Genomic DNA, 21,045 nt, shown 5'->3' with positions numbered 1-21,045 from the left:
AACTCGTAAGTCGGAAGCGGCGCTAGCGGTGTTCCGACGTATGAGGCGGAACACCTACCGGTTTCCGCCCTACACTCCAATCAGGAAATCCAATTATTCACGCCTTACGACAACCTAACCCTAGGATCAACCAAGGTGTAGGAAATATCGGTCAACAACAAGCCGATCACGTATAAAACTGAACCCAGGAATACCATCGCCCGCACGATAGCAAAATCCTGGCTATTGATGGCATCTATCGTGTAACTGCCCAAACCTGGAATACTGAAAAACGATTCCATAATCAAACTGCCCATGAACAGCAACGGCAATACCACCACGACTCCCGTTAAAATGGGGATCATGGCATTGGGCAAGACATGGCGGAATAGGGTTTGGGTTTCGGTTAGGCCTTTTGCCCGTGCGGTGCGGACATAGTCTTTTTCGACTTCTTCCAGGAATAAAGTCCGATACCAGCGTACGCCTGAGCCTAGGCCTGAAAAAACGCCAATCAGCACGGGCAGGGCTATAAACTTAATAGCTGCAAAGCCGTCGTCATAACCGGAAATAGGCACCCATCTTAATACTTTGGCAATCACAAATTGGCCGCCGATGATGTAAAACAGCGATGAAACCGACATTAGGATGACACACAGGACGGTTCCGCTTAATTCCAAGTAGCTGCCCCGAAATAGCACGACCAGCAAGGCAAAACAGATATTGGTCACCAAGCCCACGATTAACGTGGGCAAGGCCACAGCCAGGCTGGGCCAGGCACGTTCCTTGATGTCGGCGCCAATATTTCTGCCGCTATCGGACACGCCAAAGCGGAACAAAAACAGGTTGACTGATTTTTGATAAAAAATGGTTTTCGTCAGCTTTTCTTCTGCTTGGGCTTTGGCGTTCCATAATAGCGGCACATCATAGCCATGTTGCTGTTTCCAGTTTTCTATCGCTTGCTGGGTGACATGTTTTTGCCCGAGCTGCATACGCGCCATATCGTCGGGGCTGTTAATGATAAAAAACAGCACAAAGGTCAAAATATTAACCCCTATCAAAATAGGGATAGCATATAAAAACCGCCTGATAATGTAGCTGATCATTGCAGGGTTTTCCTGGTACGACTACGGACGGCGCTAACCGCATAGACAAGTATTAGCACAAACAGTACGCCGCCTAACAGAAAAGGCCAGAATATAGGGTGATTCCATGCCTGTCTTTGTTGTGTCCTGGCAACGATATCCAGTCGCAGGTATTTTAGCGTGTTATTAGCCATCACATGGGGTTTGATGTTTTTGTACCAGCTGTGGAACAAGGAGAATTTTTTCGGGTGCAAACCAAAAATCCAGGGTGCATCATGGCGAACAAGCTCCTGCATTTGTTGAATAAGCTGAAACCGTTGCGGACTGTTATCCATATTACGCATTTCTTCAAACAGACGGTCGAAGGCTGGGTTTTGGTAATTGCCTGCGTTTTCGCCACTGAATTTAACCTTTGAATTACCGCCGTAAAGCAGGAAAAAGAAGTTTTCAGGGTCAGGGTAATCCGCATTCCAGCCCCAGACATAAATCTGGGCATTGCCACTGCGCATTTTCTCCTGAAAACGGTTGTAATCGGTCGCCCGGATCACCAGCTTAATGCCCAGTTTTTCAAATTGTTTGCGATACCAGCTCATCCTTGGACGGTCATCGACGCTGGTCGAGGTAGTATCGAAATAAAGTATCAGTGCTTCATTAGTTTTTGGGTCGATGCCATTGTCGTAATCGGCTTCCTTCATCAGTTGCCGCGCTACACTCATGTCCTTACGCTGAGGCTTGCCATTTATCCAATCGTATACATAAGGGTTGATCCCGGCTTTGCCTTCCTCATAACCATAAATTCCGGGTGGCAACACGCCTTGTGCAACCAGCCCCCGTTCATTCATGAAGATCGAGATAAGTTCTTCATAATCAACCGCAATTGAAATAGCTAGCCGTAACTTTCTGGCTTGTTCGGTAGTGCCGCCAACGGTTGCATCCAACATATTAAATCCCATGTAAAAACTGGAAGTTTCTACCGTGGCCTGTAATTGGATGCCTTTTTGCCGCATGGTTTCCGTTAACCGAACGCCGCCACTGCCGGTAAACTGAACGGCCTGGTCAAAGTTGTCAGAGGCGATTCCGGAAGCGTCAAAATAACCTTGTAGAAATTTCGTCCAATAGGGAATGGTCTCCTTTTCCAACATGAAAATGACCTTATCGATAAAAGGCAAGGGCTTGCCTGCGTCATTCAACAAGCCTTTTTTCTGATCTTCCGGCGCACCCTCCGAAGGATAAGTTTCCAGGTGAAAGTTGGGGTTCTTTTCCAGGATCATACGGCGATTGGGATTATTCTCAGCCAACAGGTAAGCCCCCGTGCCGATGGGATACCAGTCCAGGGTGATGTTTTTATCGGATAGTCCGGGCTGATCGTAAAACACATCAGCCTCCCAAGGCATCGGCGCAAAAAACATCATTCCCAGCCAGTACATGAACTGCGGGTATTTGCCAGTTATTCGAATACGGTATGTGTAACGGCTAATGGCTGTAACGCCCGACATGGGCAGATCCCTTATTGCTGTTTTGGGTAGTTGTTTGACCTTTTCGGAAAACTCGCCAAAGCCTACAATATAATTTTTCATCATTTCCGCAATCGGCGATTGCGTTTTGGGATGCGCCAGCCTTTTAATCTGGTAGACATAATCTTCAGCAACTAGCTCACGGCTACCCGTGGCATTGAAATCACTGAGCGTACGCAGGGCATCAATCTGGTTTTTGCTTAGATGATGAAAGGCATACTCGCCATAGTCAGATTTTGCCAAAGCGGGATGGGGCTGATAACGGATATTGGATTTTATGTCGATGACGTAATCGGTAAAAGCGATGTCCTTAATGTTTGCGTTAGCGCTTAGTTTTTCGCCTAGTCGGTTAACATACTGGATGTCCGGCATTTTTTTGGCCGTTAGCGGAACCAGTTGATAAGGGCGTTTCAGGTAATGATATTGGAAGGGCGGCTCGTAAATCTGGGCAATAAAAGCATATTCGTTTTCGCTGTAAGAAATGGCGGGATCCAGGTGTTTGGGCCGTTCGTCGAATGATTGGTACAAAATTGCCTGTTCGTTTTGGTCTTCTGGATAAGGGTTATTGAGATGGGAGACATCGCAGGCTGTCAACAGTAAGGCAAGTATGATCGCGATTTTGCGGAATGGCATATACTTAGACAAAAGGCTTGGACAAAAGACTGGACATCACAATACGGGTCGTAGATACTTTCAACCCTATTGTAACAACAAACACATCGGGAGATGATAATGGGTTTGATGCAGGGCAAACGGGTCTTGATTGTGGGCTTGGCGAGCAACCGCTCTATCGCATGGGGCATCGCGCAAGCCATGTACCGCGAGGGTGCTGAACTGGCGTTTACTTTCCAGAATGAAAAGCTGCAAAGCCGTGTTGAAGAAATGGCCGGACAGTGCAACTCCAAAATCACGATTGAGTGCGATGTCAGCATTGATGAGCATATCGACACCGTGTTTGACAAGCTGGGCGGACATTGGGATGGTTTGGATGGTATCGTGCATTCGGTCGCTTTTGCACCGCGTGATGCGCTGAATGGTGATTATGTCGATGTCACCACCCGCGAAAATTTTAGGATTGCCCATGACGTGAGTTCATACAGCTTTACCGCTTTAGCGAAAGCTGGACGCGCAATGATGGCAGGGCGTAATGGTTCGCTGTTGACCTTGACTTATCTGGGCGCGGAACGGGCGATCCCTAACTACAATGTCATGGGTGTTGCCAAAGCCAGTCTGGAAGCGAATGTCCGCTATATGGCGGTGGCTTTAGGGCCCGAAGGTACGCGTGTCAATGCCATCTCAGCAGGGCCTATTCGTACTTTGGCGGCATCAGGCATCAATGATTTTAAAGCCATGCTGAATAAAGCGGCGGACGCTTCGCCACTAAAGAAAAACGTAACTATCGAGGAAGTCGGCAACGCTGCCGCGTTTATGTGTTCCGACCTTGCTTCTGGGATTACTGGGGAAATTACTTATGTGGATTGTGGGTATAATATTGCTGGGTTGGCGGCGGTTTGAAGGGGATAATTAAAATATAGCTTTAATTTAGGCCAATACGGAGTCCACTATGTCGCTCAAAGCAACGCTGTTTAGAGATCGCCTTAAGAAGAAAGCCAAACGAGGTTATCAGGGTCACCCAGTAGCGACCATTGCTTACTATGGGCCAGATGACAAGCAAGCGAACAAAGTGGCGGTTGGAATAATCCAAGTCGAAAAGGGCGAAGTAGAAATCCTGGAACGGTGGTTCTCGAAAGGGAAGGATGCGAGGGTTGATCCAGAAATAAATGAGGCGATCATTCATTTGCTCCAAAGGCATGGCGTGAAATCTGTAATTTCGCCAGATCGAATTATCGGATGTCCCCATGAAGAAGGAATCGATTACCCCGACGGCGAGAAATGCCCCGTCTGTAAATTCTGGACAAACCGCGACCGATTCAGCGGCAAGACGATCCAATGAAAAGCATGGTAGGTTGCTGAATTCCCGGTTGGCATCCTCTTGTTTCCGGTACTACAACCAGCGTAGTAGACGCTGGTGTTTCCATCAGAAGTTTTGCGGTTGCAGAATCTCAAGCGGACGATTTGGAAGACCATGTGATTGAGTGGTTGGAATGATGAGAACTGCGAGTTCAATTTTTTTGTTGGGTGTAAGCGTTAGCTGTATTGCGGCTTGCCGCGTTTAAATGGTAAATTAGGGGCGTATAGCGAATGCCAACAAGATTTATCGATCTACAGTTATTCGCGTCTAACCCAACGGCACTTACCTTTTCAAATTATCGATTTTGAAATCATCCAGATACAAGATAACAGCGCCCAGCGCGATACAAGTTAAGTAGCTGAAGGTAGGTGATCCAGGAAATAGATAAGTATCCAGTAGCCCCCAAACACCTCGCCATAGCATGACAATTGCTAAAATGATGACGATGACGTTAGCATTCGGGTGGAGAGATTTAAGTTGCTGTAGTTTTGGTGAATCTTTAATTTTTTTTAGCATGATTTTTGAACCGGGTAGATTGGGTTATTAAACTTAAGGTATTCAATAGAAGATTTTAGTTGAATGTTGATGTTGAGGACAATTTTAAACTATAACAATTTCGAACAAATTCGTGTTGCGTTTACTAGAAAGTGTAAAGTGGGAAAAATAAGACTGGAAGAAGTACATGAACTTCGTTGTGATCGATGTTGAGACTGCTAACCCAAATTTTGCGAGCATTTGTCAGATTGGTATTGGTGAGTTTCGCGATGGAGTACTTTACGATACATAGGAATCTTTAGTCGATCCTGAAGACTACTTCGATGAGATGAATATTGCAATCCAGGGCATTGATGAGTGGGCGGTTCGGGACGCACCAAAGTGGCGGGTTGTTTACGAGTTCCTTGTACCCTGGTTGCAGGGTAAAGTGGTCGCGAGCCATACGCCCTTCGATTGTGTAGCCCTAACTCGGGCGTGTGAAAAGAATGGGCTTACCCCACACAATTGCACTTGGCTTGATACTGCCCGTGTAGTGCGCCGCGCATGGCCAGCCTTTGCACAAAAAGCATCGTAGGTTGGGTTAGGCGCACATGGCAAATGCCTATAAGACAGCAACCAGATTGTCCGTGCGCCGTATAACCCAACATTTGCCGCCGACTTAAACGCTGTTTGTTGGGTTACGACGCGCACAAGCGCCCTACACGCTTCAAGGTCTATCATTTGCGCGTCTCGGCAACCGCTCCATGCGTTGTGCCCTACCTCCTACATCCATGCAGTCGTAACCCAACCTACGTACCGTTAAGATGGCAATAAGCCACTGCGTTAAATGCCTACTTGTCCAAGAACCAGCCCCTCAGGTGACTTAAATTCTACAACTTAGTTGCAGCGAAAATTCGCGAAACCGCATCTTTCGCATCGAACATTAACTTTATTGTATCTTTGGAGGCGCTACTCGCCACAACTACTGCTTTTTCGGCTTTATTGGAATGCTCTTGAATCCGTTCCAAGACCTCTTGTACCTGATCGTGTAGTTTTTGCGCGTCATCACGCGCCTGCTCAGCCAATTGCTTGGCATCTTGGCTTTCCTTCAGTGCCTGTTGCACTTGTGACAGTAGATTTTCAGTTTGGCGTTGAATCTCCTGCACCTGCCCCATCGTATTATTCGCATCGTTAAGCCGTTGTTCAATTTCATGGCAGCGATTGCTCGCTTGTTCGCTTAAATCGGCTGTTTGGACGACATGTTCACGCGACTGTTGGGCGTAGCTTTGCGCCTCATTCATGGCCGATTGCGCCAGATTTGACGTTTGCTCAATACCAGTAAGTGATGACAGTGCGCTATTATGCACATCAATCGTCGCGCTGGCATATCTCTCCGCTTGACTGGCTTGGGTTCTAGCCTCTTCGGCATGAGCCTGTGCTAATTTAGCTGACTGTTGGGCATTATCAGCAGATTGATCCGCATTGCCTTCGTAGTCACGGGTACGCCTGGCGGATTGTTCAGATGCTTCTGACTGTGAGAGCGCTTCTCGCGCAGCATTGTCTGCCCTTTCGGCATAAGCATTAGCATTATCAGCATGGTTGGCAGATACCTGGGCATATTCCTGTGATTGTCCGGCAGCAGACCTGGCTGATTCAGCATTCGAATTTGCCTGCTGGCGAGCTGATTCAGCTTGTTCGGCATACGCTTGTACTGAATTAGTTGCCTGTTGGGCATTATCGGCAGACTGATCCGCATTGCTTTCGAAGTCACGGGCACGTCTGGCGGATTGTTCAGATACTTCAGATTGTGTGAGCGCTTCTCGTGCAGCGTTGTTTGCCCTTTCGGCATAAGCATTGGCATTATCAGCATGGTTGGCCGATACTTGGGCATATTCCTGCGATTGTCCGGTAGCAGACCTGGCCGATTCAGCATTCGAATTTGCCTGCTGGCGAGCCAATTCAGCTTGTTGGGCGTGGTGACCCGCTTGTTCTGCGTATTGGGATGCTGTTAGTGCGTGTTGCTCGGCAATTTGCTGAGACCGCTCCGCATTTTGGGAAAAATCTTCACAATTACTTGCCGCCAGTTTGGCGCGTTCGGCTTGTTGATTGACAATATCGAGCGCTTCGGAAATATCTTCGAGCATGGGTGTCTCCTCCTAATCAGGCTTATTTATTATTATTTATTGCTGTCTATTATGACTTATTGTTAGTTTGGATTCTATCATAAAAATATTGACAAGGCTGTAAGATGGATTAGATGTAGAGCCGAATCCCGTGTTCACCAGGATTACGACGCGCGGAAAATCTTTACGTCCATGAAAGATTATGGCCTACAAGCTTAAACATACAAAAACCCCTGTGGACGTGGCAAGATGTCCCGTCCGGCTTCAAGAATCGTTCTCTATTTAAGGGTTTTAAAACGATCACAATCAATTAATACAACGGCTATTTTTAGCTTAAGGGGCAGAATGGAAAAAATTTTGGCGTTATGGTTGGGTCTTGCCGTATCAGCGGCAAGTTTGGCGGATGACGATTCAAGCATTTGGGTTAGCAACACGTACCAAACAGATTTTGGCGGAAGTAACTATGTGGCGTTTTTAGAATTGCAGCCGCGTTTTAATAAGGACAATTCCAAATTCAGCCAATTGATCATACGTCCTTTTTTTGGTTATAAGGTCACTAAGCATCTACAAGCGTCGATCGGGTTTGCCTGGCAAGGTGAGTACAATTCCCAGGATAAGTTCGATTTAGCCACTAAAGATCTCGTCGAGCAAGTCCAATGGATAGACAATTTAACGCCTGATCTCAATTTTCAGTACCGTTTCCGATTGGAGCAACGTTTCTTTGCTCACGCTGATTTATCACATCGTATGCGCCATCGTTTTAGATTCCAGTACTCTATTACTGAATCCAAATTGTTTTTGGTCGCTTTTGACGAGTTATTTGTTTACTTTAACTCGGTAAATTCAGGGCGCTTGGAGTCATCGGTTCAATCTGGTATCAACCAAAACCGTTCTTACTTTGGTGTGGGTTACAAAATAACACCGCAAATTAATATCGATACCGGGTATCAACTGCAATACGTCAACAACTTTGGCAAAGAAGATTTGTTCAATCACGTATGGTTGACCAATTTGAACGTTAATTTTTAAAACACTGTATTTTGGGCGTGGTCATAAAAAAAGGGCGGTAAACCGCCCTTTTTTGTTTCTGACAAAACCCTATTTTTTAGCAGGTTCAGCAGGTTTTTCAGCTTCTTTAGCTGGCTCTGCTGTTGCGGGTGTTGCTGTCGCGGCTGGCTCTGGAGCAGAAGATTCCGCTGGAGCGGAAGCAGGTGCAGGTGCCAGGGTAGCCGGTTTAGGTTCTTCTTTCGGCAATAGGATTTCAACTTTGGCTTGTTTTCGTAAGTTCTCTACCATTGCCTGAATTTTTTGACGTTGCAACGTGGGTGTCAGTTGTTCCTTGACGGCTTCCAAGGGCGGAGGGGTTTGTTTTCTGGAATCTTCCAATCGAATGATATGGTATCCGAACTGGGTTTTCACAGGTTCTTTCGAATATTTGCTTTTTTCCAGTTTGGCAACGGCTTCGGAGAACGGCGCCACCATTTGGCTGGGGTTGAACCAGCCTAGATCGCCGCCATTTTTGGATTCTTTGGCATCCAATGAATGCTTGTTTGCCAGTTTGGCAAATTTTCCGCCTTTATCTAACTCAGCAATCAGTTTTTTGGCTTCATCTTCGGTTTTAACCAGGATGTGGCTGGCTTTGTATTCAGTTCCATTACCGCCGCCTACTTTGCTGTCATATTCCTTCTTTATTTCAGCATCGGTGATAGGATTGGCTTTCAAATAGTTCTGCAAGCTCGCCTGAGTCAATATGGCTTTTCTGGCAGCTTCAAGTTGTGCGACGGTTTCTGGTGCTTGATCCAGCTTTTTTTGCACAGCATCTTGCACCAATATTTCGCGCTGAACCAGTTCATCAACCAATTTTTCCTTTGGGAAAGCAGGGGTTTGGCCTTGGCTGCGCTGGGCAATATCTTTTTCCAGGTCTTCCAGCGTTTTTTTGCTGATGTATTGCCCGTTAACGCTGGCGATAGCATCTTCTTTTTTAACAGCAGGCGCAGACGATGCCCCGGTAGTGGCTTTGGGGTCGCAAGCTGAAATAATTACGGCTGCAATAAGTAAGGGGATAAGTTTTCTATTCATTAATGGATTCCTTTGGTTTCTTCAGAGGGTGAAAGGGCATTTATGCCTAAGGCATGAATTTCTTGTTTCATCATGTCGCCTAACGCTTTGTAAACCAGCTGGTGACGTTGTACCAGCGATTTTCCGGCAAATGCTTCGGCAACAATCGTGACATGATAGTGACCGCCACCGCTTCTGGCTCCGGCATGACCGGCATGGGCGGCACTATGGTCGATAATTTCCAGTAATTCTGGCTTAAACGCTTCATTCAATAAGCGTTTAATGATTTCGGATGTCATTGTGGGAATACCTTTTTAAACGGTTTGACGGTTATTTTGGAATAGACATTTGCGTCCCTATAAGGGTCTGCATCAGCCCATTGTTGTGCGTCCTGTAAAGTTTCAAATTCTGCGACCAACAAACTGCCTGTGAAGCCTGCGGCACCTGGATTGTCGCTGTCTATGCCGGGATGTGGGCCTGCCAACACCAGCCGTCCGGCATCTTGAAGTTCCTGTAGCCTTTTAACATGGGCGGGTCTGGCGGCCATACGCAGTTCCAGGCTATCTGTGGCATCTTCACTGATGATTGCGTATAACACACTATTTCTCGGTTTCGTCAATATATTTATATAAAAAAACCATCTGTAGCAAAATGAACAGGATCATCAAGCCTGGGACACCAAAGGTTTTGAAAGTCACCCATTGATCGGTGTTGTAATGGAACATCACATACACGTTGATAAACCCTACGCTGATAAAAAAACAGCCCCACATCAGGTTTAAGCGCCGCCAAACAGAAGAGGGAAGCGTCAAGCTTTTTGACATCATCCGTTCTACGAAAGGCTTTTTGCCGATAAATTGGCTGCCCAAAAAAGCCAAGCCGAATAACCATTCGATGATGGATAGCTTCCATTTGATGAATTGTTCGTCATGTAACACAATCGTTGCGCCGCCCATCACAATGATTAACCCCAGCGTAATCCATTGCATAGTTTCCACTTTACGGTGCCTGAACCAGGTATAAGCGACTTGTAAGAGTGTTGCCACAATGACTACGCCGGCAGCTACGTAAATGTCATACAGCTTGAACGCAATAAAAAATAGGATAATAGGAAAGAATTCGAAAAGCTGTTTCATGACAGATGGGGCGGCGTATTTAATTTTGTGGCGCGTTAGTGAAATCGGTTTTTTAGGTCAGGCCAAAGCTAGACGGATAGTGGTGCTTGCAATCCATAGTCACAGTCCTGCTGGAAACTATGTGAGGGTGCTGAGTTAAAATATGGTTTACCTGTGCTGGCGATAAGAGTGCCTAATTGCTCAACAGTTCACTACTGAATACGTTTAGGTTTTTGGATTCTTGCGACTTTTTTGTAATCGTTGGCGGACACGTAGAATCAATCATCTGGCTTACATTCTTATTGTAAGGCCATTGCCGCTCAATGTACATGTTTTGATTGCCGATTCTGTTAAAATGGCGGTTCATTTTGGAGACAGGTCGTGGACGATAACACAAAAACCCAGCTAGAGGCGGCTGCATTCAGGCGCTTAACCCATCACTTACAGACGCATACCGAGGTGCAAAATATCGACTTGATGATCTTGGCCGACTTTTGCCGGAATTGCCTCGCGAAGTGGTATGTCGCGGCAGCCCAAGACCAAGGTGTAGAGTTGGATTACGAACAGGCCAGGGAAGTTATCTATGGTATGCCTTACAAAGAATGGCAAACCAAATACCAGGGCGAGGCCACACCGGAGCAACTTGCCGCTTTAGAAAACAGGATAAAATCAAAATCATGACCCGACAAGCAAACTACGATGCCCTGTTTTCCGGCGTTAACGGCCAGGATTACGAAATGCTCAAGCTGATTTGCCCTTTTATGACAGAAATGAGCCGCTTGGTGGGGGCAGTCCGTCACTATCCAGCCACGCAGGACAAATTGTGTATTGTTCCGTGCGATCATATTCGTAGCTGACCGTTATTCCGAGCCTAAAAAATGAGCAATGAGCCATTCACATTCGACCAAATTCATATCGAAGTGGCGCGTAACGCGTCAGATGACTTCAATTTGTTTCACGATAAGCACAAATGGTTGCAAATTACGCATAACCCGTTCAAAGGGCCTATAGTCCTGGGTTATCAACTGAATACGCTGATCGAGTATCAAATGCGCCTGTACCGGGAAGCGCATCATGAAAACCAGGTGATCGCCGAAAACAAGCTGCGGTTCAGCAATTATCAAATTACCTTTGTTAACGCCGTTCGCCCTCGCATACCTGTGTATCTGGACATTAAAAAGACGCTGATTAACACCATACCCAACCTGACCCTAACCAATCGTATCTCCATGAAGTCCGATGGTAAAACCGTGTTGCTGGGCTTTAAAAAGGAAACGCAAGTACCGTTATTTTTGGCTGATAACAAACTCGACAACCTGCCCGACCTTAACGACATTCCAGACCGAACCACCATTCCCGATACCGATTATTTCCTCAAACGGAAATACCTGAATAACGGTTCCGTTAAAAACTTCCTGTCCGGGTCTTTCGCCGAGCAATCCGATTATTTTGACGAGTTAACCCACGTTGCCCATTATCCCGAAATATTCCCTTGCAGCCTGTCATCAGGAGCCTTGCTAGAAAAGGCGCAGTTAGAAACCCATGACTTCAAACTCAACCCCATGGTTTACACCTCCCATGAAATTTCCGTAGACCGGCACTATGTCAGCCAGCTTAAAAATAACGACACGCTTAATATCCTCGTCAAACAACTGCCGGAATCCCGCGATAACACCTTAAACCAGACCAACATCCAGCTAAGAAGTTATAACTGTTACGGCCTGTTAGAGAACAATGAAGTGTTATTCAGGATAACAATGAACCTGGTGCCGTTAAAGGAAATACTTAAAAACTTGGGGCAGAAATAAGGTAAATGTAGGTTGTGGGTAAGCTTGCGAACCCCAATCTACCGAGCTTTTTATTGAGATTAACGGATTATTTAGACCATAGCATAGGCTGTCGAAGGAAGTTCATAATTCGCGAGTGATGCTCCTTGTTCCCTTTCACATTCTATTGCACTGTCAAATATATTATTGTTTTCAATTAAGTCTGTAACGACAGCCTCAATGACGGGAACAGAAACGGCATTACCCATTTGTTTGTAAACTGCGTTGTCCTTGTCCAATAATTTGTAGCTGTCTGGAAAACCTTGGAGCCTTGCACATTCCCTTGGTGTCAATTTTCTGGCCTTGCCATTTTGGATCACGCCAAGCCTATTTGTGTCTGAAGCCGTCAGTGTGATTGAAATGCTTTCAGGATCAAGAAACTTAAAGACCTCAAAAGACATATTACCAGCTACCGGGTTATATTTATTGTCATATGCGCTCAAATATCCCTTTTCAATTAAAGAGCCTAATATGTTTTCCAAGTCGTCTTTTTGGTAAAAAGTCTTTATTTGCTCAAGTGTTAAAGATTTACCGTCTTGATGAATTCCAAAGGTTTTCTTTCTTCTGTTTGCAATGAGCAAGTTCAAAAATTCAATTTCAGCTTTTGTACAATCACCTTTTATTCCTAATTCCCAAGAATGTATCGCTTGTCCGCCCCTGTAATCAATCAATCTGTATCCGTGTAATTTTGAAAGGTCGTCACCAACAACTTTTCTTAATTTAGCCACAAACTCTTTAGTGCATTCGTATTTTTTAGGAACATTGTTTTCAAGAATATCTTTCACAACCCTTATGATTTTTGGTTCAGAAAATATTGAAAGTTGTTCATTTCGTTGTTTGAATTTATGAGAATCTGATGCGCCCAAGTCAGATTGCAATGTCATGTTAATTTGTTCATTTAATACACCAAGTATGTATATACGAACCCTATTTTGTGGAACTCCGAAGTTGCTACTGTTTAAAAGAAAATAGTCAACACTATAGCCATTATTTTTAAGGCTATGGATAATAGTTTCAAAAGTGCGTCCTTTGTCGTGAGTTGTCAATCCTCTTACATTTTCCAGTAAAAATCCTTTGGGTTTATATCTGGCAAGTAACCTTTCAACTTCAAAAAACAATGTCCCCCGCGTTTCACCAAATCCTCTACGTTTTCCAGCGTAAGAAAAAGACTGGCAAGGAAACCCTGCTAACATAAAATCGAAGGGTGGCAATTCCTCAACTTTGGTAACGTCAGAAAATGGGTTATGTCCAAAATTGAGTTCATAAGAAGCACACGCATTTTTATCAATTTCAGATGCAAAAACGCATTCCGTTTTTAAGTCAAACTTTCTGCAAGCCTGCTCAAAACCTAAACGGATACCGCCAGTCCCTGCATATAAGTCGATAAACTTAATCATAGGACGGTTTTTATCCAGTTAGACAATACTTTAAACTCCGCAATCGTATACGCGACTGTGCAGTCACTGTGGTCGCAAATTGTGGAAATTGCAGAAGAACGTTGAAAATTTCCAGCACCATCAATAACGTAAGCAATTTGATAGCCGTTTTTGTGCATCAACGTTTGACGATCTGCCGCTTGCCCTGCTTTTCTTTCTATCGTGCTATTTGTTGTAACTTGGAAAGTAACCTCAATGCCAACTTTTTTCGTCCCTTTTTCCACAACCAAATCGAAAGGCATACCGCCTTTTTTGTCATAACCATCAATGGCAATATAACCATTTCTGATAATTTTGTATTCACCGCTAAGGTCGTTTACAAGGAAATCTACAATTTCAGTTTGAGCCAATTGACCTAAACTATTTGCGGTAGCTCCACCTGTTATCCTGCTGACTGTAATATATCGTTGCTTGACATATTTTATTAAGACATCTTCGTTGCCGAGCATTGTACCGATTTCACAAGCACACAACCCGGCTTGGTCTGCATAGTCAGAAGTGGAGGCAAACAATAACAGTTCAATCATGTCGCACGTTAAATTATCTAATCCCTTCTCGATAATAAGCCCTTCACCGTCAATGAATAATTTCTTGTTGTTTAAGCCACTTACCGGAAGAGCTTTAAATTCGTATCTATATGTTTTCTCTTTCCATATAAAATCAAAATAATACTTCCCTTTTTCGCCTCCTCTTTTTGGAAATATTTCTTTGAATGAACGGCCTAATCGTTGAATTGGCTCACCGCCATAGTCAGCTAATACAGCTAAATGTTTGAGAAAAAGATTTGATGGGTATTTTGCTACTTTTATTAAATCAAATAGTTGAAAAGGGTCGTTTTTACTTAAAACGATAAGTCGCAAAAAGTCTTCTTGTGTTTTTAAAAGAAGAGGAAGAACATTGGCCAATGCGTTTTTGTTTTTCAATTCTTCAGGCCACCAAAGCGCAGCCCTAGTTCTAAGTTCGTTTATGCTTCTGTTATATTTAGCCATTGTATGTTTTTAAATATTTAATTTTTTCTTCCGCTGCTTTTAAGACCTGCTTCTAATTTCATATTTTAATGCACGAAACCAATGGGGAGCCGCTTCGATTGATTTTTTGAGACAGGATATGTTAGGCACGAAACTCATCAATTGCAAAAGCTGCACCTCGCTCCTAGCCCACATATGATCTATGGGCTTTATAAATCCTCAGCCGTCAAAATTTTGTAAACCTCATAAGCGGGTTCTTCATAAGGATGAACGCTGAGCAATGTTTGCACGATTTCTTTTATAACGGCATCGTTGCAGATCATTTCCACCTTGTATTCGGCCAATTTTTCCAACTGATTGACTTTACCAAAATACGGCTGGCTATCCGCCAACGGCCTGAATTGGCCTACACCTAGCACTTGCCAACAGCATCGGTCATAAGCCTTATATCGCCCCGCACTTTTTGCAAACAAGGCGTTTTTTACTGCTTCAAGATGCGATTCTGGAACATAAAAACTCAGTTTATACATGGTTTTTAGGGGCTACTTGTGATCACGCTGACAGGTTATTTTATTTGGCAGGGTTCGTCACCAGCAAGCCATTAATCTGTTCAAGGTCATTTTGGTTAAGGTCGCTGGTCGTTTGTTTTAGCTTGATGGTGTTGACCAGGTAATCGTAACGGGTGCGGGACAAGTCGCGTTTGGCGCGGTAGACATAACGTTGCTCAGCCAATACGTCAACCATGGTGCGGATGCCGACTTCGAAGCCAGCTTCGGCGGCTTCCAGGGCGCTTTCCGCTGAAGTCACGGTTGCTTTGAGCGCTTCTATGCGGCTAATGTTGGTGAGTATGCTGCGGTAGGTGTTGTTAACCTGGCGTTTTACCGAACGTTTGATGGCGGTCAGATTTTCTTTGGCGGCTTCATACTCAAAACTGGCCTGCCGAGTCCTGGAATTGACTGCGCCGCCTTCAAATAAGGGGACGTTCAATTGTACGCCGATGCTTTGGGTATCGCCGCGTGGCCCGAACGATGCGCTATTATCTGATACGCCGTAAGAGCCAACCAAGTCTAGCGTTGGTAAATGGCCATTGCGCTGGATGTCGATCGCTTTGCGAGACACTTCCATTTGATTAAATGAGGCAACAATGCTAAGGTTATTGAATTCGGCGGTTTCTCCCCATTTTGACATATTGTCCGGCTCTGGTTTTTTTAGTGGCAAGGTTTCTCCGAGGGGACTAATCAATCCTTCATTTTCGCCGATAATTTCCCTTAATGCTTCTTTTTTGTTGTCCAGGTTATTGGCAGCTTCAAGTTCATTGGCGGTGGTCGCGTCAAAGGCAGCTTGCGCTTCGTAGACATCGGTGATGGGAATGATGCCGACCTCAAAACGTTCCTTGGCTTGTTCAAGCTGTTTTGATATCGCCTGTTTTTCCGAAACCGTGAATTGCAGGTTATCCTGTGCCGACAGCACGTTAAAGTAGGCTTCGGTCGTCCTTACGATCAGGTTCTGTAATTCGGACTGGTAAGCGGCCTCAGCCTGGGCGATTTGGTTATCTGACTGGCTGAGTTGTATCCAATGATCCCAATGGAACAGGGGTTGGCTTAGGTTGAGGCTAAAATTGTTGTTCCAGTATTCCTGATCGGTGCCTTGGAAATTCAATTTTCTAGTATTAAACCAATTTCTACTAGAGCCCCCCGTGGCGGCCAAGGTAGGAAAAAACCGTGCAAGCCCCTGGTCCCTGCTTTCGCCCGCAGCTGATTGTTTGGCTTCCGCTTCCTTGGTAATGGGGTCGTTTTGCAGGGCGAGTCCGTAAATATCCATTAAATTCTCCGCCCGTGGCAGGGAGGGAAGGCTTATCAACAGTACAGCAAACAGGTTAGTTAATCTTCGTCTCATAGAATGTTGGGGCAGTGTAAAATTAAGTTTACCAGCCAGTGTATTACTCATTTTGCCGGATAAGTGGTAGTATTTTGCAGGTTTTTTCTTACGGCTTTCACTATAACGCATGAGACTTTTATTTAAAATTTTCTTTTTATTGACCTTAACAATTTCCTTGAGTGGTTGCGCAAGCTTGGGTAATGGCATGGTTGAAGGCTTTATGGAACAGCAGGACAATGCGTTCAGTTTCGGCAAGGTCGCCAACCCATTGGAAGCCCATATCGGCTACGACACCGACGACCGGGTTGTGGCCTTGATTGCCAAGGGTATTGGTAACACCAGAACGTCAAAAATGGTCAATGAACGTTGCCGTTGGGTGGAGACGATTGATTGAATTGTTCAGGGATATGAGAATGGATTGCTCCTGCTGGACGGGGTTACAAACCCATTTAGTCTCTAAAGTGAGTGGTTAAATCAGCCGTGAAGCCTGGAAAAGATTGGCAATGCAGATGTTTGATTGTGTAGGGGGCCTTGTGCCTGCCCTTTGTGCCTAGTTTTATCGTTCAATTGGCATCGCTTTAGGGCAACCACGAGGGTTGCCCCTACGGTTGGCTGCCAATTCGGTAACGCACAACGAGAGGGTGCAATACGCTACCGCTATTGCGTCCTACAAGACTCCAATCCCATTAACCCCTCAACTCTCACCAAATCCTCCTCCGTATCAACCCCAGCAACCGGAGTTTTATCAACAACCTTAACCCTGATTGCCTCACCGTGCCAAAGGATGCGGAGTTGTTCCAAAGATTCAACCGATTCCAGTAATGAAGGTTTCCACAGACAGTAGCGTTTGAGAAAATCGACGGTGTAAGCATACATGCCGATATGTCGGTAATAGGGCATCTTTCCCGAAACTTGCTTGGCCTGCTGGGCAAAACCGTCCCTATCCCAGGGAATGGGCGCACGGCTGAAATACAACGCATATCCGACCTTGTTCAGAACCACTTTCACTGCATTGGGATTGAATATTTCTTCGTGATCGACGATTTTAGCCGCCAGTGTCGCTATACCCGCTTGCTGTTGACTTGCCAAAACCGCCGCAAGTTCTTGAATCGTTTCAGGTGGAATCAGGGGTTCATCGCCTTGTAAATTAACGATGATTTCATGTCCAGCCCAACCGCAACGCTCCACTACTTCTGTAATCCTTTCGGTACCGCTTTGATGGTCCGGTCGCGTCATGACTGCCCGTATACCCAGATCGGAGACTGTTTGCAAAATCCGGTCATCATCGGTGGCAACTACGACTTCTTCCGCGCCCGCCTGTTGCGCCCTTGCACAGACATGGGCAATCATGGGTTTACCGGCAATATTCAGCAGCGGCTTGCCCGGCAAGCGGGTGGAGGCATAGCGGGCGGGAATAACGACCTTAAAGCGTAGCGTCATTTGTATAAGGCATCAACTTCTTCGGTCGTTAATTTTCGGGCTTCGTCCTCCAGCATCACGGGTATGTCGTCACGGATCGGAAATGCCAAACGGTCAGCCCTGCAAATGAGTTCCTGATTTACCTTGTCATAGATCAGGCGACTTTTGCAGAGTGGACAGGCCAAAATATCGAGTAATTTTTTATCTATCATGTTTTTTGAGCTTGGATTCAAGTAGTAAGTCTAAAAATTGTTGCCCAAAAGCGGGTTCAGGAACGGCTTTCACTGGCAGATGCCAATGGTTTTGTCCGGCAAAGCGGGTGCATTTTACCGCATCCTTTTCGGTCATTAGCACGGGTTTGTTATCGCCAAATTCAATATCGCTGCTTTCAAATTGAAAATGATCGGGAAAACTGTGTGTTGTACACGACAAGCCAGCGGATTCGAGCAATTTAAAAAACCGTTCTGGATTCCCTATTCCCGCTAAGGCATGGCAGTCCATCCCTTGAAATGCTTGCAATGGTTTTTGTTCGCCAGTACATAGATTAACAGCCATATCGCCAACTAGCTGCATAGAAAATTCATGGTCTGCGTATTTTTCGCCATTCACAACCATGAAATCAACACTGCTTAATCGTTCAATCGGCTCCCGCAAAGGGCCTGCAGGCAAGCAGTAACCGTTACCGAAACGCCGTTCGCCGTCTATTACGGCGATTTCAATATCTCGATTCAGTCTGTAATGCTGTAAGCCGTCATCAGATAACACCACATTGCAATCGAATCCGTCCAGCAATCTTTTTGCGGAATCGACACGTGACGGGCCGACTACCACAGGTAAACGGGTTTGTTTCGCAATCAATAAGGCTTCATCCCCTACTTTATTGACATCGGCGTTTTCATTCACAGATTGCGGCCAGGTTTCGGATTTTCCACCGTAGCCTCTGCTGATAATGCCCGGTTTGTAACCGGATTTTGTTAGCAGGTCTGCCAACCAGATGATTAAAGGTGTCTTACCTGTGCCGCCCACCGTAATATTGCCGACGACGATAATCGGAACAGGCAAGGAGTGGCTTTTTAACACGCCCTTGCGGTATAAGAACCTTCTGATCCTCACCAGATCTGAAAAAATATAAGCAAACGGCAATAGCAGGATGCCAAGAAACGCGTCCTTATACCAAATATCCACCGCCCAGCGAGCCAGTGTTTTTTTCATTCCTCGGTATTAGGCTCTTTCGTGGCGAAAGTGATATGGCTGAAACCGACTTGCCCGGCAACATCCAGCACGGTCATCACCGATTGGTGGGGTGTTTTTGCATCGGCACTGATGATGAATGGTAAGTCTTTATCTTGTGAAACTAGTCTTGTCAATTCACGCGTTAATGTTTCCCGGTTCTGGTCGGGTAATTTACGGCTCTGCTCATCGCTCCCCATCAGATAATAAACACCTTTAGTGTCAATGGTTACAGTGACACTTTTAGGATGGTTATCAGCTTCAGCGCCACTGGCTTCAGGAAGTTTGATTTTCACTTCGGTATGTCGGTTAAAAGTGGTCGAGACCATGAAGAAAAGTAACAGCACAAACAGCACATCAATCATTGAAATCAATGTAATATCAACCCTTTCCCTTCTTTTGCGTTGGAATTTCATTAGGATACCTCATCACGATCACCGTGCAGTATGTCGATTAGTTTTAACGCTTCTTCTTCCATGCTGACAACATATTCATCCACCAAGCGTTCGAAATAACGATGAAAAATCAAACTGGGAATTGCAACCGTCAATCCGGCTGCTGTTGTGATTAATGCCACCGAAATCCCTCCCGCCAAAGAACTGGGATCGCCAGCGCCATGCTTCATCATGGATGAAAATATTTCGATCATGCCGAACACGGTACCCAATAAACCCAGCAACGGGCCCACCGCGGCAATTGTGCCCAGCGCATTAAGAAAACGCTCCAGATCATGTGCAACCTTGCGGCCAGCTTCTTCCATACAATCCTTCATGACTCGCCTGCCGTGGCTGCTATTGGCAAGGCCAGCCGCGAGGACATAACCCAGCGGTGAACTAATTTTTAAACGACGCAGCGTAGGCTCATCCATCTTGTTTTCAATGTACAGCTTCCGTACCTGGGGAAGTAATTCGGGCGGCAAAATTTTCTGCTTCCGTAACGACCAAAAACGTTCGCCGACGATAGCCATCGCAATAATCGAACTCAAAATGATGGGAAACATCATCCAACCGCCGCTTTTTATGATTTCAAACACATTAATTCCCGAATAATAGAACCGTACATAAGGTACAAGGTGACAGGATGAAGGCGCAAGTTTTTTCCTGATTAACCAGCCAATTTATATCACTTACCTGCATTCCGTCGTTCCGGCAGGGATTGCCGGAACCCAGAAGCCAAGGATGGCTTGCTGAAGTCTACATCCTTGTAGCCTGGATACCGGCAACCTCCATGGATGGAGGAAGTGCGGAAGATGATGGAATCCTCGCCGCCAATCCCTGCCGGTATGACGCCGCCTTTGTTTAACTAACTATCCTCTTACAAAGCTTATATAGCTTAAAATATTAATTTAAAATCAATGCCTTGCAACGTTTAGCACAGCAATACAAAGTTACACAAAGCCTTGATAATACTTGATGTACATAACCTGATAGTACGTTTTGGCTACGGTGGATTTATGAAAGTTGAAATCAACGATGTCTTTATTGACCAATTGCAACAGCATACAACTCTTCGTTTAACGTATGCTGATCGCGAGTTCCTAGCTCAATGTTTGTTTGAGATTGGTCTCTTGGCTGTAAATTCTGCCCTTCAAAAACATCCACAGTTAACATTCCGTGAATTGTTGATGATGTCTTTAAGGCAAGCCAAACAATAGCCATTTGTTCAACCTAGTGTAACGTCTTCAACATATCTTTAGCTTTGTCGATTTTTGCCAAAATAGTCTCTGGCTTCGCTGCCCAATGGTAAGGTTTAGGTGTAAGAAATCTCAGGGTTGTTTACAGATGGGTTGATTAAAATAAGCGGTAAGTATTTCATAAGGGGTGGCGTTATTCAAACCTATGGGGTTTGGCCGTGTTGTAGGAGTTAATGAAGCGCATCAGCTCGACATGGCGGTGCCACATGTCCATCAAGGTGCGGATGACCCGTTCCGCCTTGCCGTTGGTTTGGGGTCGGTTGACGCGGGTGGACTTC

Annotated in this window: 26 protein-coding genes; 8 read left to right on the top strand and 18 right to left on the bottom strand. The window is 45.4% G+C overall.

Features of this window, described 5'->3' with window-relative positions; all coding sequences use genetic code 11:
- Positions 1–104 precede the first annotated feature (104 nt).
- Together ACLQ6D_RS10425 and ACLQ6D_RS10420 are read right to left on the bottom strand one after the other, a co-directional pair.
- Positions 105–1,082, bottom strand: coding sequence for an ABC transporter permease (locus ACLQ6D_RS10425; RefSeq protein ID WP_411727217.1), 978 nt, complete (start codon positions 1,080–1,082; stop codon positions 105–107).
- On the bottom strand, positions 1,079–3,208 hold the full coding sequence (locus ACLQ6D_RS10420; protein WP_411727216.1) for an ABC transporter substrate-binding protein: 2,130 nt from the start codon (positions 3,206–3,208) through the stop codon (positions 1,079–1,081). The genes ACLQ6D_RS10425 and ACLQ6D_RS10420 overlap by 4 nt, the downstream gene beginning before the upstream one ends.
- Positions 3,209–3,307: 99 nt before the next feature.
- On the opposite strand from ACLQ6D_RS10420, the gene ACLQ6D_RS10415 reads away from it, so the two are divergent.
- Positions 3,308–4,090, top strand: coding sequence for an enoyl-ACP reductase (locus ACLQ6D_RS10415; protein ID WP_411727215.1), 783 nt, complete (start codon positions 3,308–3,310; stop codon positions 4,088–4,090).
- Between the two features lie 49 nt (positions 4,091–4,139).
- Positions 4,140–4,529 (top strand): hypothetical protein, encoded by a 390-nt coding sequence (locus ACLQ6D_RS10410; RefSeq protein WP_411727214.1) that lies wholly within the window; start codon positions 4,140–4,142, stop codon positions 4,527–4,529.
- Between the two features lie 300 nt (positions 4,530–4,829).
- Here ACLQ6D_RS10410 and ACLQ6D_RS10405 read toward each other — a convergent pair whose 3' ends face one another.
- Positions 4,830–5,063 carry a hypothetical protein gene (locus tag ACLQ6D_RS10405; protein ID WP_411727213.1) on the bottom strand — a complete coding sequence of 78 codons (234 nt, stop codon included), beginning with the start codon at positions 5,061–5,063 and terminating at the stop codon, positions 4,830–4,832.
- Between the two features lie 307 nt (positions 5,064–5,370).
- Here ACLQ6D_RS10405 and ACLQ6D_RS10400 point away from each other — a divergent pair, with 307 nt between their 5' ends.
- Entirely contained in the window at positions 5,371–5,616 is a 246-nt protein-coding gene (locus ACLQ6D_RS10400) for a hypothetical protein (protein ID WP_411727212.1), read from the top strand.
- A 295-nt stretch (positions 5,617–5,911) separates the two neighbouring features.
- On the opposite strand, the gene ACLQ6D_RS10395 is transcribed toward ACLQ6D_RS10400, so the two are convergent.
- Positions 5,912–7,165 carry a hypothetical protein gene (locus tag ACLQ6D_RS10395; protein WP_411727211.1) on the bottom strand — a complete coding sequence of 418 codons (1,254 nt, stop codon included), beginning with the start codon at positions 7,163–7,165 and terminating at the stop codon, positions 5,912–5,914.
- Between the two features lie 324 nt (positions 7,166–7,489).
- Between ACLQ6D_RS10395 and ACLQ6D_RS10390 the strand changes: the two genes are divergently transcribed.
- Positions 7,490–8,173 carry a DUF2490 domain-containing protein gene (locus tag ACLQ6D_RS10390; protein WP_411727210.1) on the top strand — a complete coding sequence of 228 codons (684 nt, stop codon included), beginning with the start codon at positions 7,490–7,492 and terminating at the stop codon, positions 8,171–8,173.
- A 69-nt stretch (positions 8,174–8,242) separates the two neighbouring features.
- On the opposite strand, the gene ACLQ6D_RS10385 is transcribed toward ACLQ6D_RS10390, so the two are convergent.
- Genes ACLQ6D_RS10385 through ACLQ6D_RS10370 form a run of 4 tightly spaced genes read right to left on the bottom strand, consistent with a single transcriptional unit; the run spans position 8,243 to position 10,338 of the window.
- Positions 8,243–9,223 (bottom strand): peptidylprolyl isomerase, encoded by a 981-nt coding sequence (locus ACLQ6D_RS10385; protein WP_411727209.1) that lies wholly within the window; start codon positions 9,221–9,223, stop codon positions 8,243–8,245.
- Positions 9,223–9,501 (bottom strand): BolA family protein, encoded by a 279-nt coding sequence (locus ACLQ6D_RS10380; RefSeq protein WP_411727208.1) that lies wholly within the window; start codon positions 9,499–9,501, stop codon positions 9,223–9,225. Before ACLQ6D_RS10380 ends, ACLQ6D_RS10385 begins: the two co-directional genes overlap by 1 nt.
- Positions 9,498–9,800 carry a YciI family protein gene (locus ACLQ6D_RS10375; RefSeq protein WP_411727207.1) on the bottom strand — a complete coding sequence of 101 codons (303 nt, stop codon included), beginning with the start codon at positions 9,798–9,800 and terminating at the stop codon, positions 9,498–9,500. The genes ACLQ6D_RS10380 and ACLQ6D_RS10375 overlap by 4 nt, the downstream gene beginning before the upstream one ends.
- A gap of 1 nt (position 9,801) precedes the next feature.
- On the bottom strand, positions 9,802–10,338 hold the full coding sequence (locus tag ACLQ6D_RS10370; protein ID WP_411727206.1) for a septation protein A: 537 nt from the start codon (positions 10,336–10,338) through the stop codon (positions 9,802–9,804).
- A gap of 360 nt (positions 10,339–10,698) precedes the next feature.
- On the opposite strand from ACLQ6D_RS10370, the gene ACLQ6D_RS10365 reads away from it, so the two are divergent.
- The 3 genes from ACLQ6D_RS10365 to ACLQ6D_RS10355 are packed head-to-tail and all read left to right on the top strand — an operon-like array spanning position 10,699 to position 12,125.
- Positions 10,699–10,998, top strand: coding sequence for a DUF1244 domain-containing protein (locus ACLQ6D_RS10365; protein WP_411727205.1), 300 nt, complete (start codon positions 10,699–10,701; stop codon positions 10,996–10,998).
- Entirely contained in the window at positions 10,995–11,174 is a 180-nt protein-coding gene (locus tag ACLQ6D_RS10360; protein ID WP_411727204.1) for a hypothetical protein, read from the top strand. The genes ACLQ6D_RS10365 and ACLQ6D_RS10360 overlap by 4 nt, the downstream gene beginning before the upstream one ends.
- Before the next feature lie 21 nt (positions 11,175–11,195).
- Positions 11,196–12,125 (top strand): hypothetical protein, encoded by a 930-nt coding sequence (locus ACLQ6D_RS10355; protein WP_411727203.1) that lies wholly within the window; start codon positions 11,196–11,198, stop codon positions 12,123–12,125.
- A gap of 71 nt (positions 12,126–12,196) precedes the next feature.
- On the opposite strand, the gene ACLQ6D_RS10350 is transcribed toward ACLQ6D_RS10355, so the two are convergent.
- The 4 genes from ACLQ6D_RS10350 to ACLQ6D_RS10335 all read right to left on the bottom strand — a co-directional run bounded on the left by ACLQ6D_RS10350 (position 12,197) and on the right by ACLQ6D_RS10335 (position 16,443).
- A complete protein-coding gene (locus ACLQ6D_RS10350) occupies positions 12,197–13,540 on the bottom strand; it encodes a DNA cytosine methyltransferase (protein ID WP_411727202.1) in 1,344 nt (447 codons plus the stop codon).
- Positions 13,537–14,568: a hypothetical protein gene (locus ACLQ6D_RS10345; RefSeq protein WP_411727201.1), complete on the bottom strand. Its 1,032-nt coding sequence runs from the start codon at positions 14,566–14,568 to the stop codon at positions 13,537–13,539. Before ACLQ6D_RS10345 ends, ACLQ6D_RS10350 begins: the two co-directional genes overlap by 4 nt.
- 188 nt (positions 14,569–14,756) lie before the next feature.
- On the bottom strand, positions 14,757–15,077 hold the full coding sequence (locus tag ACLQ6D_RS10340) for an NGG1p interacting factor NIF3 (protein ID WP_411727200.1): 321 nt from the start codon (positions 15,075–15,077) through the stop codon (positions 14,757–14,759).
- A 40-nt stretch (positions 15,078–15,117) separates the two neighbouring features.
- Positions 15,118–16,443, bottom strand: a complete 1,326-nt coding sequence (locus ACLQ6D_RS10335) for a TolC family outer membrane protein (protein WP_411727199.1) — start codon at positions 16,441–16,443, stop codon at positions 15,118–15,120.
- 157 nt (positions 16,444–16,600) lie between these two features.
- Between ACLQ6D_RS10335 and ACLQ6D_RS10330 the strand changes: the two genes are divergently transcribed.
- Positions 16,601–16,819 (top strand): hypothetical protein, encoded by a 219-nt coding sequence (locus ACLQ6D_RS10330; RefSeq protein ID WP_411727219.1) that lies wholly within the window; start codon positions 16,601–16,603, stop codon positions 16,817–16,819.
- Between the two features lie 263 nt (positions 16,820–17,082).
- Here ACLQ6D_RS10330 and kdsB read toward each other — a convergent pair whose 3' ends face one another.
- The 6 genes from kdsB to ACLQ6D_RS10300 form a co-directional block, all read right to left on the bottom strand.
- Positions 17,083–17,865, bottom strand: a complete 783-nt coding sequence (gene kdsB, locus ACLQ6D_RS10325; protein WP_411727198.1) for a 3-deoxy-manno-octulosonate cytidylyltransferase — start codon at positions 17,863–17,865, stop codon at positions 17,083–17,085.
- Positions 17,862–18,053, bottom strand: coding sequence for a Trm112 family protein (locus ACLQ6D_RS10320; RefSeq protein WP_411727218.1), 192 nt, complete (start codon positions 18,051–18,053; stop codon positions 17,862–17,864). The genes kdsB and ACLQ6D_RS10320 overlap by 4 nt, the downstream gene beginning before the upstream one ends.
- Positions 18,046–19,056, bottom strand: a complete 1,011-nt coding sequence (lpxK, locus tag ACLQ6D_RS10315) for a tetraacyldisaccharide 4'-kinase (protein WP_411727197.1) — start codon at positions 19,054–19,056, stop codon at positions 18,046–18,048. Before lpxK ends, ACLQ6D_RS10320 begins: the two co-directional genes overlap by 8 nt.
- Positions 19,053–19,490 (bottom strand): ExbD/TolR family protein, encoded by a 438-nt coding sequence (locus ACLQ6D_RS10310; protein ID WP_411727196.1) that lies wholly within the window; start codon positions 19,488–19,490, stop codon positions 19,053–19,055. Before ACLQ6D_RS10310 ends, lpxK begins: the two co-directional genes overlap by 4 nt.
- Positions 19,490–20,107 (bottom strand): MotA/TolQ/ExbB proton channel family protein, encoded by a 618-nt coding sequence (locus ACLQ6D_RS10305; RefSeq protein ID WP_411727195.1) that lies wholly within the window; start codon positions 20,105–20,107, stop codon positions 19,490–19,492. The genes ACLQ6D_RS10310 and ACLQ6D_RS10305 overlap by 1 nt, the downstream gene beginning before the upstream one ends.
- 445 nt (positions 20,108–20,552) lie before the next feature.
- Positions 20,553–20,732, bottom strand: coding sequence for a hypothetical protein (locus ACLQ6D_RS10300; protein WP_411727194.1), 180 nt, complete (start codon positions 20,730–20,732; stop codon positions 20,553–20,555).
- Between the last annotated feature and the right edge of the window lie 313 nt (positions 20,733–21,045).

Origin of the sequence: Methyloglobulus sp. (assembly GCF_046714055.1) — a bacterium.
GTDB lineage: Bacteria > Pseudomonadota > Gammaproteobacteria > Methylococcales > Methylomonadaceae > Methyloglobulus.
Note: the sequence above shows the minus strand (reverse complement) of the source record. Positions and strands in the feature narration are given on the sequence as shown.

Bases quoted from the DNA above. Each gene is read 5' to 3' on its own strand.
- ACLQ6D_RS10425 (WP_411727217.1), bottom strand. From the start codon at position 1,082: ATGATCAGCTACATTATCAGGCGGTTTTTATATGCTATCCCTATTTTG.
- ACLQ6D_RS10385 (WP_411727209.1), bottom strand. From the start codon at position 9,223: ATGAATAGAAAACTTATCCCCTTACTTATTGCAGCCGTAATTATTTCA.
- ACLQ6D_RS10300 (WP_411727194.1), bottom strand. From the start codon at position 20,732: ATGGCTATTGTTTGGCTTGCCTTAAAGACATCATCAACAATTCACGGA.
- ACLQ6D_RS10350 (WP_411727202.1), bottom strand. From the start codon at position 13,540: ATGATTAAGTTTATCGACTTATATGCAGGGACTGGCGGTATCCGTTTA.
- ACLQ6D_RS10405 (WP_411727213.1), bottom strand. From the start codon at position 5,063: ATGCTAAAAAAAATTAAAGATTCACCAAAACTACAGCAACTTAAATCT.
- ACLQ6D_RS10415 (WP_411727215.1), top strand. From the start codon at position 3,308: ATGGGTTTGATGCAGGGCAAACGGGTCTTGATTGTGGGCTTGGCGAGC.
- ACLQ6D_RS10335 (WP_411727199.1), bottom strand. From the start codon at position 16,443: ATGAGACGAAGATTAACTAACCTGTTTGCTGTACTGTTGATAAGCCTT.
- ACLQ6D_RS10340 (WP_411727200.1), bottom strand. From the start codon at position 15,077: ATGTATAAACTGAGTTTTTATGTTCCAGAATCGCATCTTGAAGCAGTA.
- kdsB (WP_411727198.1), bottom strand. From the start codon at position 17,865: ATGACGCTACGCTTTAAGGTCGTTATTCCCGCCCGCTATGCCTCCACC.
- ACLQ6D_RS10390 (WP_411727210.1), top strand. From the start codon at position 7,490: ATGGAAAAAATTTTGGCGTTATGGTTGGGTCTTGCCGTATCAGCGGCA.
- ACLQ6D_RS10370 (WP_411727206.1), bottom strand. From the start codon at position 10,338: ATGAAACAGCTTTTCGAATTCTTTCCTATTATCCTATTTTTTATTGCG.
- ACLQ6D_RS10400 (WP_411727212.1), top strand. From the start codon at position 5,371: ATGAATATTGCAATCCAGGGCATTGATGAGTGGGCGGTTCGGGACGCA.
- ACLQ6D_RS10410 (WP_411727214.1), top strand. From the start codon at position 4,140: ATGTCGCTCAAAGCAACGCTGTTTAGAGATCGCCTTAAGAAGAAAGCC.
- ACLQ6D_RS10420 (WP_411727216.1), bottom strand. From the start codon at position 3,208: ATGCCATTCCGCAAAATCGCGATCATACTTGCCTTACTGTTGACAGCC.
- ACLQ6D_RS10380 (WP_411727208.1), bottom strand. From the start codon at position 9,501: ATGACATCCGAAATCATTAAACGCTTATTGAATGAAGCGTTTAAGCCA.
- ACLQ6D_RS10360 (WP_411727204.1), top strand. From the start codon at position 10,995: ATGACCCGACAAGCAAACTACGATGCCCTGTTTTCCGGCGTTAACGGC.
- ACLQ6D_RS10355 (WP_411727203.1), top strand. From the start codon at position 11,196: ATGAGCAATGAGCCATTCACATTCGACCAAATTCATATCGAAGTGGCG.
- ACLQ6D_RS10345 (WP_411727201.1), bottom strand. From the start codon at position 14,568: ATGGCTAAATATAACAGAAGCATAAACGAACTTAGAACTAGGGCTGCG.
- ACLQ6D_RS10395 (WP_411727211.1), bottom strand. From the start codon at position 7,165: ATGCTCGAAGATATTTCCGAAGCGCTCGATATTGTCAATCAACAAGCC.
- ACLQ6D_RS10310 (WP_411727196.1), bottom strand. From the start codon at position 19,490: ATGAAATTCCAACGCAAAAGAAGGGAAAGGGTTGATATTACATTGATT.
- lpxK (WP_411727197.1), bottom strand. From the start codon at position 19,056: ATGAAAAAAACACTGGCTCGCTGGGCGGTGGATATTTGGTATAAGGAC.